The organism is Streptomyces sp. NPDC089919 (assembly GCF_040684615.1).
GTDB lineage: Bacteria > Actinomycetota > Actinomycetes > Streptomycetales > Streptomycetaceae > Streptomyces.
Window position 1 is genome coordinate 1 of record NZ_JBFBGK010000164.1, and the last position, 12,657, is coordinate 12,657.

General features: G+C 74.8%; 11 protein-coding genes and 3 pseudogenes. 10 read left to right on the forward strand and 4 right to left on the reverse strand.

All coding sequences use genetic code 11. From position 1 onward, the window contains the following. Positions 1–767: MFS transporter (locus tag AB0O40_RS36015; protein ID WP_365050171.1), on the forward strand; the 767-nt coding region annotated here is incomplete at its 5' end. A gap of 23 nt (positions 768–790) precedes the next feature. Here AB0O40_RS36015 and AB0O40_RS36020 read toward each other — a convergent pair. Further along, positions 791–2,326, reverse strand: coding sequence for an MFS transporter (locus AB0O40_RS36020; protein WP_365050173.1), 1,536 nt, complete (start codon positions 2,324–2,326; stop codon positions 791–793). A 239-nt stretch (positions 2,327–2,565) separates the two neighbouring features. Here AB0O40_RS36020 and AB0O40_RS36025 point away from each other — a divergent pair, with 239 nt between their 5' ends. Then, the gene (locus AB0O40_RS36025; protein WP_365050175.1) at positions 2,566–4,362 is read left to right on the forward strand and encodes a hypothetical protein; all 1,797 of its coding nucleotides are present in this window, start codon (positions 2,566–2,568) and stop codon (positions 4,360–4,362) included. 26 nt (positions 4,363–4,388) lie between these two features. On the opposite strand, the gene AB0O40_RS36030 is transcribed toward AB0O40_RS36025, so the two are convergent. Then, the gene (locus AB0O40_RS36030; protein ID WP_365050177.1) at positions 4,389–5,624 is read right to left on the reverse strand and encodes an MFS transporter; all 1,236 of its coding nucleotides are present in this window, start codon (positions 5,622–5,624) and stop codon (positions 4,389–4,391) included. 81 nt (positions 5,625–5,705) lie between these two features. Here AB0O40_RS36030 and AB0O40_RS36035 point away from each other — a divergent pair, with 81 nt between their 5' ends. Both AB0O40_RS36035 and AB0O40_RS36040 read left to right on the forward strand, forming a co-directional pair. After that, a complete protein-coding gene (locus tag AB0O40_RS36035) occupies positions 5,706–6,287 on the forward strand; it encodes a CGNR zinc finger domain-containing protein (RefSeq protein ID WP_365050178.1) in 582 nt (193 codons plus the stop codon). 149 nt (positions 6,288–6,436) lie between these two features. Continuing rightward, positions 6,437–9,124: a SpoIIE family protein phosphatase gene (locus AB0O40_RS36040; RefSeq protein WP_365050180.1), complete on the forward strand. Its 2,688-nt coding sequence runs from the start codon at positions 6,437–6,439 to the stop codon at positions 9,122–9,124. Between the two features lie 354 nt (positions 9,125–9,478). Here the strand turns inward: AB0O40_RS36040 and AB0O40_RS36045 are convergent, their stop codons facing one another. After that, complete coding sequence (locus tag AB0O40_RS36045; RefSeq protein ID WP_365050182.1) at positions 9,479–9,832, reverse strand: phosphohistidine phosphatase; 354 nt, start codon at positions 9,830–9,832, stop codon at positions 9,479–9,481. A 345-nt stretch (positions 9,833–10,177) separates the two neighbouring features. Here AB0O40_RS36045 and AB0O40_RS36050 point away from each other — a divergent pair, with 345 nt between their 5' ends. From AB0O40_RS36050 to AB0O40_RS36070, 5 genes and pseudogenes are all read left to right on the forward strand, one after another. After that, positions 10,178–10,351: a CsbD family protein gene (locus AB0O40_RS36050; RefSeq protein ID WP_365050184.1), complete on the forward strand. Its 174-nt coding sequence runs from the start codon at positions 10,178–10,180 to the stop codon at positions 10,349–10,351. Positions 10,352–10,416: 65 nt separating this feature from the next. After that, positions 10,417–10,608 (forward strand): annotated as a pseudogene (locus tag AB0O40_RS36055) (TraR/DksA C4-type zinc finger protein); the annotation flags it as partial. A 335-nt stretch (positions 10,609–10,943) separates the two neighbouring features. After that, positions 10,944–11,360 carry a hypothetical protein gene (locus tag AB0O40_RS36060; RefSeq protein WP_365050185.1) on the forward strand — a complete coding sequence of 139 codons (417 nt, stop codon included), beginning with the start codon at positions 10,944–10,946 and terminating at the stop codon, positions 11,358–11,360. Between the two features lie 86 nt (positions 11,361–11,446). Further along, the gene (locus AB0O40_RS36065) at positions 11,447–11,650 is read left to right on the forward strand and encodes a hypothetical protein (RefSeq protein ID WP_365050187.1); all 204 of its coding nucleotides are present in this window, start codon (positions 11,447–11,449) and stop codon (positions 11,648–11,650) included. 269 nt (positions 11,651–11,919) lie between these two features. Further along, positions 11,920–12,237: an STAS domain-containing protein gene (locus AB0O40_RS36070; RefSeq protein ID WP_365050189.1), complete on the forward strand. Its 318-nt coding sequence runs from the start codon at positions 11,920–11,922 to the stop codon at positions 12,235–12,237. A gap of 33 nt (positions 12,238–12,270) precedes the next feature. Here the strand turns inward: AB0O40_RS36070 and AB0O40_RS36075 are convergent. Then, a pseudogene (locus AB0O40_RS36075) lies at positions 12,271–12,570 on the reverse strand (restriction endonuclease); the annotation flags it as partial. On the opposite strand from AB0O40_RS36075, the pseudogene AB0O40_RS36080 reads away from it, so the two are divergent. Continuing rightward, positions 12,560–12,657, forward strand: a pseudogene (locus tag AB0O40_RS36080) ((2Fe-2S)-binding protein); the annotation flags it as partial. The pseudogenes AB0O40_RS36075 and AB0O40_RS36080 sit on opposite strands and share 11 nt — an antisense overlap.

Sequence of the window (12,657 nt, forward strand, 5' to 3'; positions counted from 1 at the left end):
GGTACGCCTCGGCGTACGCGACGACCGTGGTGGGCTTCGCCGTATCGGTGGTGCTGTGTGCGCGGCTGCGTCCGGCGCCGCCGGCGGGCGGCGGGGAGCGGCCCTCGCTGCGGGCGATCGCCGAGGGTGCGCGGTACGCGTGGAGCCGGCCGGTGCTGCTGGGGACGTACGCGGTGGACCTGGCGGCGATGTTCTTCGCCTTCCCGAACACGATCTTCCCGTTCCTCGCGGACGAACTGGACGCCGAGTGGGCGCTGGGTCTGATGTACGCGGCGGGCGCGGTGGGCTCCCTGCTGCTGGGGCTGACCAGCGGCTGGGTCTCGCGGGTGCGCCGGCACGGGCTGCTGGTGGTGTTCGGGGCCGCGGCCTGGGGGCTTGCCATCGCGGCGGCGGGCTGGTTCGCGAACATCTGGCTGGTGCTGGTGTGCCTGGCGGCGGCGGGCGCCGGCGACATGCTGAGCGCCCTGGGCCGCTCGACGATCTGGAACCAGACGATCCCGGAGGAGCTGCGCGGGCGGCTGGCGGGGATCGAGGTGCTGTCGTACAGCGTCGGGCCACAGCTCGGCCAGGTCCGGGCGGGCACGATGGCGGGCTGGACCGGGACCCGGCCGGCGTTCTGGAGCGGCGGTCTGGCGTGTGTGGCCTCGGTGGCGCTGCTGGCGGCGATGCTGCCCAAGCTGATCTCGTACCACGCGGACACCGACGAGGACGCGCTGCGCCGCCGGGCCGCCCGGGAGGACTCCCCGGAGGAGGTCGTACCGGCCTGAGGCCGCACCGGGGCCGGTGCGGGTCACTTCCGGGCGCGCCGCCAGATGACCGGCAGGAGCAGGCCGGCGGCCACGCACAGGAGTCCGGCCGCGTAGACGGCCCGGCTGGTGCCGATGGCGGCGACCTGGTGGTAGGCGGCGGTGATGGCCTTCTGCGTGGCCTCGTCCACGCTGGCCAGGATCTGGTCGTACAGCTTGGAGTCGGTCACCGCGTTGCCCAGGTCGTCGACCTGCTGCGGGGAGAGCCCGGCCGCCTTGGCGCGGTCGGTCGCCTGGTGCGTCTCCAGTTGCTGCTGGATGGCGACCAGGACGGCCACGCCGAAGGAGCCGCCGAGCATGCTGGACACCTTGAAGAGGCCCGAGGCGGTTCCGGCGAGTTCTTCCGGGGGTCCGGCGACGGCCGTGTCGGAGAGCGGGATCGACATGACGCCGAGGCCGCAGCCGAGCAGCAGCAGGCCGAGGACCAGGATCCAGTAGTGGTAGTCGCGCACCGCGACGCCCGCGACCACGGTGCCGGCGCCGAGCAGGACCACGCCGAGCCGGACCGGCAGGCGGGGGCCGTAGCGCTGGGCGATCTTCCCACCGATGGGGTTGAAGACCAGGATGGTGACGATGGACGGCAGCAGCAGGAGTCCGCTGACCAGCGCGCTGTAGCCGCGGACTTCCTGGAGGTAGAGGGCGAGCAGGAAGCTGATGCCGCCGAAGGCGAAGTTCATGGTGAAGTTCGCGGTGAGCGCGCCCGAGAAGGGCCTCAGGGAGAAGAGCGAGAGGTCGACGAGCGGGTCCCGGACGCGCTTGGCGGAGAGGATGAACAGGGCGCCGAGGACCACGGCGCCGCAGAAGAGGCCGATGATGAACGGATCGCCGAAGCCGTACTCCTGTCCCGCGGTGCAGGCGTAGAGCAGCAGGAAGGCGGCGCCGGCGCTGGTGAGCAGTCCCCAGGGGTCGATGTGCCGGGCCGCGCCCGGGTCGGTCGACTCGACGGCCGCCCGGCGCACGAGCAGGTAGGCCAGCAGGGCCAGCGGCAGGTTGATCCAGAAGATGGACCGCCAGCCCAGGGCGCTGGTCAGGACGCCGCCGATGGCCGGTCCGGCGGCCTGTGCGACCCAGGCCACCGCCATCCACATGCCGAAGGCGCGGGGCTGCTCCTGCGCCGGGAACATCGGGGGGATGAGGGCGAGGGTGCCGGGCAGCACGAGCGCGGCGGCCATGCCCATCAGGCCGCGGCCGACGGTCAGGCCCATGGATCCGGGGACCAGGGCGGGGACGAGCGAGGACAGGCCGAGCGCGGCCAGCCCGATCAGCAGCAGGCGCTTGCGCCCGTAGACGTCGCCCAGTTTGCCGCCGGCGAGGACCAGGGCGCCGGCGGCCAGGCTGAAGGCGTTGTTGGCCCACTGGAGGTCGGTCAGCGAGACGGAGAGGTCGCGGGAGATGGTGGGCACCACGACGGCGAAGTCCGCGAAGGCCAGCCACACCAGCGAGGCCCCCAGGCACATGCCCCACAGCGCCGTCCAGCGCCGGGGGCTGTGGTCCGTTCGGAGGGACGGTTCTTCAAGCACGGGCGGTCGGCATCCAATCGCTCGGTCGTGGCCTGGCGCGCGGACCCGGCGGCGTCGGGTGCGGCGCGATCCGGCATGCTCCGGCGACAGTAGGTCGCGCTGTCGCCGGCGCGGCGCACTGTGCGGGACCTGGGCGGCAGGTTGACCCGAGTGGGCGAGGGCGCGGGCACCCGGCCGGCCCCGCGATTGGCCGGATCACGACTGTTGGCCGTATTCGAACGAACCCTAGGGTCTGCCGGGTGACGCAGAGCGCGCATCCCCTGCCGCCCCCGAGGCCGGCCCCGGACGGTGTCGCGGCCTGGCGGCCGGTCGACCCGGCGGGCAGTGGTGCGACCCGGCTCCTGTGCGCCGGGGTGTACCTCGACCCGGTGTTCCGCCGACGGGTCATCGACGAGTTGTACGTGCACGAGGAGCGGGTGGTCGCGCCCAGCTACGGGATCGACGCGGCCCGGGTCCTGGCACACGCGCTGCGGGCCCGGCGGATGGAGTTCGGGTCCGCCGTGGTGTGCCTGCTGGTGTGGTGTGCGGCCGTCAAGCTGTCGGGCGGGCTGTTCGCCGTCCTGCTGCTGCCGAGCCTGTTGCTCGGGGTCGCCGACCGGCTGCGGCGGCGGGCCCGGGAGTACGTCACGGGGCCGGACCGGCTCGGGCCGCTGACCGCGTTGTGGTGGTACGCGGCCCTGGTCATGGCGCTGGAGGTGACGGGGCTTTTCGTGACGGCCTGGCAGCACGGTCACGAGGACCGGTCCGTCGACGGCTGGGTCGGCCTCTTCAACCGGACCTGCTCCTACGTCGACTTCCAGTACTGGCTGTTCTCCTCCGGGCTGCGCGAGATGTTCCGTGAGCGCGCCGAGCCGGACGTCGGTGGCCACTCCCCCGCCTGGGGCTTGCTGCTCTTCCTGCTGGTGCTCGCCGGGGCGGCCGGTCTGCGGCGCGGCGCCTTCGCCCGGACCATGGCCGGCCCGCTCTCCACCCGGCGTTTCGGGCCGAAGGACGAGGACCTCTCCGAGAGGGCCGTCGGCGCCCGCTTCGAGCGGATCGCGCGGGCGATCCGCGCCGGGCAGCACAGTCCGCTGATCACCTACGGGGTCGAGCAGCCGTTCCTGGGCGCGGGCGTGGCGCACAAGGCCTGGCACATGACCGTCGAACTGAGGCCTCGCGACGGCGTGGAACAGGACGAACTGACCAACCAGAAGCTGCTGGAACGGGTGGTCCCCCGCATCGAGAAGCTTCGCGTGCCGTCGCCGCGGTCGGACAGCGGCGCGCCGCAGGCCGTGCTGGACCGGCTGCGCGAACTGGTCGTGGACGAGTGCGTCTTCCTGCCGGTGACGCAGGTGCGCAGGCGGTCGGACGTGCCGCAGCTGCCCGGGCTGTTCGCGCGCCACCGGGCGGAGTCCGTCGAGGAGGGCGGTGAGGAGCGCCGCCACTTCCTGCGGATCCGGGTGGGCGGCTGGCAGGAGGACGTGGTGGTGACCGTGTTCGTCCGGGTGCACACGCAGGGCGGGATGCTGATGCTGGAAGTGGCGCCGCACGTCCTGCTCCCGGTGCGCCGGGCCTTCCGCCGGGCGGACGAGATCGCGGCCCGGCACCGGGACCGGAACGTGCTCGCGAAGGGGGCCTGGGCCCTCGCGCACGCTCCGGACACGCTCCTCGACGGCCTGCTGGGCCTCTTCCACGGGCTGCGGGGCCTGGGTCAGGTGCTCGGCGCACCCGGCCCCCGGGCCCGGGCCGCGGCCCCGCGGCTGGCGGTCCGGGAGCTGGCTTCGGCGCGGGGCGCGTCGCTCTTCCAGGACATGGACGTGGACCGGTACGTCAAGACCGTCCAGGACCGGATCACGAGCGGAGTCGCGCTCGCCCTGGACGAAGCGGGCTACGAGACCAAGGAGTTCGAGCGCAAGACCGTCTCCCTGGGCGCGGGGTCGCTCTACATCGAGTCCGTCCACGGCAGCGCGGTGGCCTTCGGCGACAAGGCCACCGCGCGCAACCGCAACGAGACGCGCCGCGCCCGCGCCGACCGGGACGCGCTCGACGAGGACTGACCTGCGAGCGCCGACGTCCGGCCCCGTCACTCCCGGGCGGCCGCCCCGGTGGGAGCCGGTTCCGGGCGCGATGCCCCGGGGGCGTCGGGCCCGGCTTCATGGGGCGGTCGGGCCCGGCACAGCAAGGGCTTGACGACCAGGAGTTGGGCCGCCGCGAGGGTGAGGCAGAGGGCGGCGGCGGTGGACCACAGGGCCACGGCTCCCAGGCGTTCGAGGAGTTGGGTCGCGGTGACGGGGGCGGCGGCGGTGGCGATGCCCCAGCTGGTGCCGTACGCGGCGAGGTAGCGGTCGGCGCCGCCGGGTGGTGCCAGGTCGGCGACCACGCTCAGGACGCGGGCCAGGACGACGGCCTCGCCCAGCGCCCACACGACGCTGGCGGCCGCGAAGGCGGGCAGGGTGCGGGAGGTCGCGTAGCCGGTCAGGCCGACGGCCAGCAGGGCGTGGCCGAGGGCGAGGGCCGCGGGTGCCGGGAGGGCGGCGAGGCGGCGCAGCCGCAGCAGGGGCTGGGCGGCCACGACCGTCAGGGCGGAGACGGTGAAGAGGAGTCCGGCGTCGGCGGGGCGCAGGCCGTAGCGCTCGAGTGTCAGCGGCAGGGCCGTCACGACCTGCATGGCGACGAGGGCGAAGGCCGTGCCGCAGAGGAAGACGGCCCACAGGGCGCGGTCCCGCCACGGGTGGACCGGCGCGGCGGTCGCGCGCTGCCGGGCCGCCGGCCGGCGCGGGTCGGGCGGCAGCGTGAGTTGGACGGTCAGCGCGCAGAGCAGGCAGGTGAGGGCGTCGGCGACGAAGAGCCAGCGCAGGTCCCACCGGCCCAGGAGGGCCGCGAGCAGACCGGCGCCCGTCCCGCCGACGGCGAGGGCCGCGTTGAGCAGTCCGTAGGCGCGGACCCGGTCGGCGGGGCCGACGGCGTCGGCGATCATGCCCTGGCTCGGCGGCTCGTACAGCTCGAAGAACAGGCCGAGCAGGACCGCCCAGGCCGCGACCGCGGGCAGGGATCCGGCGGCGGCGATGCCCAGTTGCGCGAGGCCGCAGCCGGTGAGGCCGAGGACGATGGTCCGGCGGCGCCCGAGCCGTCCGGCCAGCCGGCCGCCGAGCAGCCGCGAGGGGATGGTGGCGAGGCCGAAGGCGCCGGCGAGCAGACCGCCGGTGAGGGCGCCCGCGCCGAAGTCGGTGCTGATCAGGACGGTCAGAAAGGGCAGTGAGAACGCCCCGAGCCGGTTGATCGCCCGGGCCGCGACCAGCAGCCATACGGTGCGGGGCATGCCCGCCCCCTCTCGCGTAACTGTCGAATACCGTATCGTCAGGTACGCAACCTAGAACCGGAGAGGGTGACTGGTCAAGTGATGTTCGACAGTCACGTCGCGATGCTGCTGGACCAGGCCGTCTCGCTCGTGAACGCGCTCACCGACGGCTCCGCGCGCGGCCGCCCGTACACCGCGCCGCGCGGGGCCGAGCTGCCGGCTGCGGCCGACGCGGCGGTGCCGCGGACCGGCCTGGCCGCGCTGCCGCGCACCTTCGACGCCGTACAGGCCGAGCGCCTGGCCGAGGCGGCCCGGCGGATGCGGGAGGTGTTCCGGGCCGTGCAGGACGAACGGCTGGACGACGCGGCCGCGGCGGTCAACGACCTGCTCCGGGACACCGCGGCGCGGCCCCGGCTGGTCCGGGCCGAGGCGGAGCCCTGGCAGCTGCACTTCCACGGGGCGGACGACTCGTTCGCGGAGGGCGTCAGCGCCAGCAGCGCCACCGCGCTGGCCCTCGCGGTCAGCGGCGGACTCGCGGGCCGGCTCGGCGTCTGCCAGGCCGAGCGCTGCGACCGCGTCTACGTCGACTCCTCGCGCAACGCCGCCCGGCAGTTCTGTTCCACCGCCTGCCAGAACCGCACCAAGGCCGCCGCGTTCCGGGCCCGGAGGAACGCCGCGGACTGATCCCGGCCCGTCGAGCGCCCTCGGAGCCGCCTCGGGGTCACCGTCGATGACCTTTTGGTAGCGGGTCGCGTCCAACCCGGCCCCGAGGCCGCCGGGAGTGCTACAACTGGGGTGGTGAGCCCTCCCCGCAGTCTGCGCCGGGCCGGTCGGTGCGGACCCCTCTGAGCAGGAGATCCCTCAGCGTCGCCCGACAGGTGTTCATCCTCCAGGTGGCGATCGTGGTGTTGCTCGCGGCAGGCGCCCTGCTGGCCCTGCTGCTCCAGTCCGAGCACGACGTCGAGCGCGAGGCGCGCAACCGGTCGGTGGCCGTCGCCCAGACCTTCGCCCACTCCCTGGGCCTCCAGGCGGCGCTGAAGGCACCCGATCCGTCCGCCGTCCTGCAGCCCCTGGCCGAGGCCACCCGCAAAGCCGCCGGGGTGGACTTCATCGTGGTCATGGACACCAGCGGCATCCGCTACACCCATCCCCAGCCGGACCGCATCGGCAAGCGGTTCGTCGGCACTATCGGCCCCTCGCTGGCCGGCCGCACCTACACCGAGAGCGTCGACGGCCCGCTGGGCAAGGAGATCCAGGCCATCGTCCCGGTCACCGCCCCCGACGGCCGGGTGGTGGCGCTGGTCTCGGCCGGGCTGACGCTCAAGAACGTCACGGGCGCCTTCAACCACCAGCTCCCGCTGATCCTGCTGGCGATCGCGACCGGCCTGGCCCTGGCGACCACCGGGACCGCGCTGATCAGCCGACGGCTCAGACGCCAGACCCACGGCCTGGGCCCGCAGGAGATGGCCCGGATGTACGAGCACCACGACGCGGTGCTCCACTCCGTCCGGGAAGGCGTCCTGATCACCGACGGGGAGGGCCGCCTCGTGCTGGCGAACGACGAGGCGAAGCGGCTGCTGGGCCTGCCGGAGGACGTCGACGGGCGCCCCATCGCGGACGTGGGCGGCCTCGACCGGCGGATGGCCGGACTGCTGCTGTCGGGCCGGATGGCGACCGACGAGGTGGTGGAGACCGGCGAGCGGCTGCTGGTCGTCAACCAGCGCCCCGTCCGGCCCGGTGGCCGGGCGGACGGCGGTGCGGCGGTCACCATCCGCGACTCCACCGAGATGCGGGTCCTCAGCAGCCGGGCGGAGGCCGCCCGCCGGCGGCTCAAGCTGCTGTACGACGCGGGCGGCGACATCGGCACGACCTTGGACGTGGTGCGCACGGCGGAGGAGCTGGCCGCCGTGGTGGTGCCGCGCTTCGCGGACTTCGTGACGGTCGACCTGGCCGACGCGGTGCTCGACGGCGACGAGCCGGGCCCGGGCGCCGACATGCGCCGCACGGCCGTCGGCGGTATCCGCTCCGACCACCCCCTCTACCCGCGTGGTGCCCTGATCGACTTCCTGCCCTCCACCCCCCAGGCGCGCGGGTTCGGCACCGGCGAGGCGGAGCTGGTGCCCGATCTGGCCACCGCGCCCGGCTGGCACGCCCAGGACCCGCCGCGGGCCGCCGCCATCGTCGAGTACGGCATCCACTCGCTGATCGCGGCCCCGCTGACGGCCCGGGGCGTGGTCCTGGGCGTGGTGAACTTCTGGCGCTCGGAGGAGCCGGCACCGTTCGACGAGGACGACCGGTCCCTGGCGGTGGAGCTGGTCGCGAGGGCGGCCGTCAGCATGGACAACGCCCGCCGCTACACCCGGGAACACGCCCTCGCGGAAACCCTCCAGCACAGTCTGCTCCCCCGCGCGCTGCCCGAGCAGAGCGCCGTGGACGTGGCGCACTTCTACCTGCCGGCCCAGTCCGGGGTCGGCGGCGACTGGTTCGACGTCATCCCGCTCTCCGGCAGCCGGGTGGCGCTGGTCGTCGGAGACGTGGTCGGACACGGTCTGCACGCCGCCGCGACGATGGGCCGGCTGCGCACCGCCGTCCACAACTTCGCCTCCCTCGACCTGCCGCCCGAGGAGATCCTGGCCCGCCTCGACGACCTCGTCCAGCGGATCGACCACGAGGGCGACGCAGCGGCCATGGACGGCGGCGTGGTGGGCGCGACCTGCCTGTACGCCGTGTACGACCCGATCTCCCGGCGCTGCACGATGGCGCGGGCGGGTCACCTGCCGCCCCTGGTGGTACGGCCCGACGGGACGACCGAGATCGTGGAGCTCCCGGCCGGTCCCCCGCTGGGTCTGGGCGGCATGCCCTTCGAGACGGCGGAGCTGCTGCTGGCGGAGGGCAGTCAGCTGGTCCTCTACACGGACGGGCTGATCGAGAAGCGGACCCGCGACATCGGCGACGGGCTGGAGCTGCTGCGCACGGCGCTCAGCCACCCCGACCGCGATCCGGCCGAGAGCTGCCGCGCGGTCCTGGAGCGCCTGCTGCCGGCCCGGCCCGCCGACGACGTGGCCCTGCTCGTCGCCCGTACCCGGACGCTGGGTTCGGACCGGGTCGCCGAGTGGGACGTGCCGTACGACCCCAGCGCGGTCGGGGTGGTCCGCGGGGCGGCGACGCGCACGCTCGAGGAGTGGGGGCTGGCGGACCTCTCCTTCGCCACCGAGCTCATCCTCAGCGAACTGGTCACCAACGCGCTGCGGCACGGCGGCGCGCCGGTGCGGGTCCGGATGCTGCACGACGACGGGGTGACCTGCGAGGTGTGGGACGGCAGCAGCAACGCCCCGCACCTGCGCTACGCCGCGACCACCGACGAGGGCGGCCGCGGCCTGTTCCTGGTGGCCCGCCTGAGCGAGCGCTGGGGCACCCGCTACACCCCCACCGGCAAGATCATCTGGGCCCGGCAGGCGCCCCCGGCCGCGGCCGGGGCGGAGCCGGACCCGTCCGCCTTCCTGGACGTGGACCCGCTCTGAACAGCCGGCCGTCGTCAGACGCGGTACTCGGCGGCGTCCTCGTCGCGGAAGGTGAGACCCAGGCCCGGGGTGCCGGCAGCGCCGGGGGTGACCGTGCCGCGTGACCACGTCGGCGCTGACGGCGGCGCGGATCTGCGCCCGGCCTGTCAGGTCGTCGGAGGAGACGGGCTCCTCGAACCAGGTGACCCCCTGGTCCGCGAGGTGGCCGGCGAGCCGCGGTGCTCTTGCGGCACGTGGTGCGGTCCGGCCGGGGCGGGGACCACTGCCGTGGCGCCCTCTTGGGACACGCACCACCTGACACCTCGTCTCACCACGGCGCGGGAGCGGAAACGCGCGGTCCGGGCAAAGGAGCCGTCAAGGCGTCGGCCGACCGGGTCGCCAGTAGGCGGCGAGGGTTCCGGTACCGGCCGCAAGCGACTGCCAGCCGCCCGGCAGGTCCAGCACGACCACCCCGGACGTCGCGAGCCGGGCCCGCAGCCCCGCCACCAGTCGCGGCGACCCGTGCCCGCACAGCTCCACGGCGAACTCGTGCAGACCCGGGTTGTGACCGACCACGACCACCGTGCGCAGGCCCGTCCCGTGCTCGGCCAGTACGGCGGCCAGCAGGCCCGGGGACGCGCCGTACAGCCGCTCCTCGTACACGACGGGCGGCGGCTCCTTGAGGGCGGGGAGCGCGAGCTGCCAGGTCTGGCGCGTCCGCCGTGCCACGCCTGCTCAACGGCCGGTCGAAGTCGTCGATCCGCCGCTTCTTCGAAACGGCCTTCGCATGCCGCACCAGCAGCAGCCGGCACCCGCCCGCCTCGCTCCGGTCAGCGGCTGCCGACTCTGGCCCTGGGCGCTTGGACATGGGCTTCTCCTCTCCCCGAGCGCGAGAACCCGGGACCGACCACGGGACGACGGCATGGGCCCGACGACCCCGCCCGCGCCCCTGCCCGCCCCGGGGCGCTTCAAGCGGTCCCAGGCGTCCGGCGCCGGGCCGATTGGTTTCGGAGGGGGGCGAGTGGCCATACGAGGGCGGTAAGCCTCTTTCGACCGAGCAGGGAGTGATCGGCTGTGTCCGGTGAGCAGAAGGCCAAGGCGAAGGGCGAGCAGGCCAAGGGCAAGCTCAAGGAAGGTGCCGGCCGCCTGACGGGCGACGAGCAGATGGCCGCCGAGGGCCGCGCGGAACAGGCCCGGGGCGACGCCCGTGAGGCCAAGGAGAAGGCGAAGGACGCCTTCAAGCACTGACGTGCGACATGTCCGGGCCGGGGCCGCGCTGCGGTCCCGGCCCGGACGTGTACGGGGCGCGGCCCTTGATGGCACAGACCCGCGAGCACCTGGAAGAGCTCGACCGCGCCCTCGACCGACTGGAGCGCGGCGCGTACGGGCGGTGCGAGGGCTGCGGCACGCCGATCCCGCCCGAGCGGCTGGAGATCCGCCCCGCGACGACCACCTGCGTCGCCTGTGCGCAGCCGGTCCCCCACCGGTCGCCCCGTCCCGCCTGACGGTCTTCTTCGGTCCGGCCGGGACGCCACGTACACAAGCCAGGACCCGGCCGGGGTGACTGTCCGGACACCGGCCGGGTCCTGCATGTGTGGGCGCCTGGCTTCGGCATCCCCCCGCACCGTCTCACGCGGCCCGTCCCACCCGCACCGCACGGGCACCGAACGGGTGAGGCCCGCCCGGCCCGGTGGGCGGGACGTGCCTGCGGACGGCGCCGTCGCCCTCCGGCGGGGGCGATCGTCAGATGGGGTGAATGTCTGGCTCGGGGGCGCCGTTCGGCGTGCCGCGCGGCGGTGGACGGGGTTACCTCCTTGACAGGGAGCGACCAGGAGGCGACATGACCGGGCGTCGGCAGCGGGGCACCGCGGTGGCGCGGGCCGCCCTGCTCGCCCTGGCCGCGGTGGTCACCCTGCTGCACGCCCTCTTCGTCGCGGGCCCCGCGCCGGTCGGCGCCCTCGACCCCGACGGGTGCCGGGCCCGGGCCGCGGCGACCGCGGACCTCGCGCCCGACGCCCTCTGTGCCTCTTCCGGGGCCAGGCTCTCCGGCTCGTTGGGCGAGGGCCACGTACCGGGTACCGGCGCCCGCGCGGCATCGACGGCCCACCGGGCCACCCCGAGCGCGCCCACCCTGCGGCAGGCCGTCACGGCCGGCTCCCCGACGGCGGTGTTCGACTCCCGCCCCGCCCGGCCCGCCCCGGCACGCGCTCTCGCCCTCTCCTCGATCTCCGCTCCGAGCTCGGTCCTGCGCTGCTGACCGGGCCGGCCGCATCCCTGCCCCTCCGGCAGCGGTGCGGCGGCCCGGTCCACCCCGCAGTCAGCACCGACGAAGAGAGCTCCGTCATGCCCATGGACCCCCAGATCGTGATCGCGGCCCTGGTCCGCGCCGAGATCGCCCGGCACAGCCGGGTGCCCGCCACCCCGCTGCGGCCCGCTCCGCCCGTCCGGCCGGCGGCCGCACCCGCGCCCGCGCCGGCCGCGAAGCCGGCGCACGGCAAGGCCGGCCTCCGGCTCACCCTGCGCCACGCCTTCGGCCTGTCCGGCTGATTCCGCCCCGCCACCGGCCGGTCCCGACGCGGACCGCGGGCGGCCGGCCGGTGGTGCGCTCGCATGCGGGGCTTGGGCAGGGGCAGACTGAGGGTAACCAGCCTGGTCCGGCGGGAGACCCCGCGCCGCCGCCCGGTCACCGAAGGTGACCACCGACGGGTGCGGGCTGTCCCGCCCGGCATTGCGCGACACCCAGGCCGCGCGCTTGACGGCCCCTCCCCTACGGAGCCGACCGTGACGGGCTCCGACTGGAAACGGCGGCCACCTCCATGCCCGGCAGCTCCCTGACCGTCGACGTCGCCACCCGGCCGCAGCACGTCCTCGTGACCGTGGCGGGGGACCTCGACATCGATACCCGCACCGACGTCACCCAGCTCATCGACGAGCTCCCCCTCGAAGGCCGGACCCTGACCCTCGACATGTCGGGCGTGACCTTCATGGACTCCTCGGGCCTCAGCCTCCTCCTGGACCTGCGCCGCCGGGTCGAGGACGAGGGCGCCGGCCTCGAACTGGCCGCCCCCTCCTTCCACACCCTCCGCGTCCTGGACCTCACCGGCACCCGCCGCCTCTTCACGATCCGGCCCTGATCCGGCGGCGCCCACCCCGCGACGGGCCCCTCGCTATGCCGTCCCCGTCTCCCAGGGCGGCGGTGCCTGCTGGGCGGCCCAGGCGGCGAGGCCAGCGCCGTCGAGGCAGATGATGCCGCAGCGGGCGGCGTAGTCGGCGGCCGGTTCGGTGAACTCGGAGGTGGTCACCACGACCGCGACCGACGCCTCGTGGACGGTGAAGCAGGTGCCGCCGAAGCGCTGGAGGTCCTGGGAACCGACCCGGCGGCCGGGCTGGTAGCGCTTGCACTGGAGCACCACCCGCGCCCCGTCCCGGGTCGTGGCCACCACGTCCGCGCCGAGGTCGCCGGCCCCGCTGGAGACCCGCCAGGCGCTCTGCGGCAACCTCTGCCGCTGCTCAGGCTACCAGGGCGTGCTCGGCGCGGTCCGCGAGGTCGTCGC

Bases quoted from the DNA above. Each gene is read 5' to 3' on its own strand.
- AB0O40_RS36035 (WP_365050178.1), top strand. From the start codon at position 5,706: ATGTTCGACAGTCACGTCGCGATGCTGCTGGACCAGGCCGTCTCGCTC.
- AB0O40_RS36070 (WP_365050189.1), top strand. From the start codon at position 11,920: ATGCCCGGCAGCTCCCTGACCGTCGACGTCGCCACCCGGCCGCAGCAC.
- AB0O40_RS36030 (WP_365050177.1), bottom strand. From the start codon at position 5,624: ATGCCCCGCACCGTATGGCTGCTGGTCGCGGCCCGGGCGATCAACCGG.
- AB0O40_RS36060 (WP_365050185.1), top strand. From the start codon at position 10,944: ATGACCGGGCGTCGGCAGCGGGGCACCGCGGTGGCGCGGGCCGCCCTG.
- AB0O40_RS36065 (WP_365050187.1), top strand. From the start codon at position 11,447: ATGCCCATGGACCCCCAGATCGTGATCGCGGCCCTGGTCCGCGCCGAG.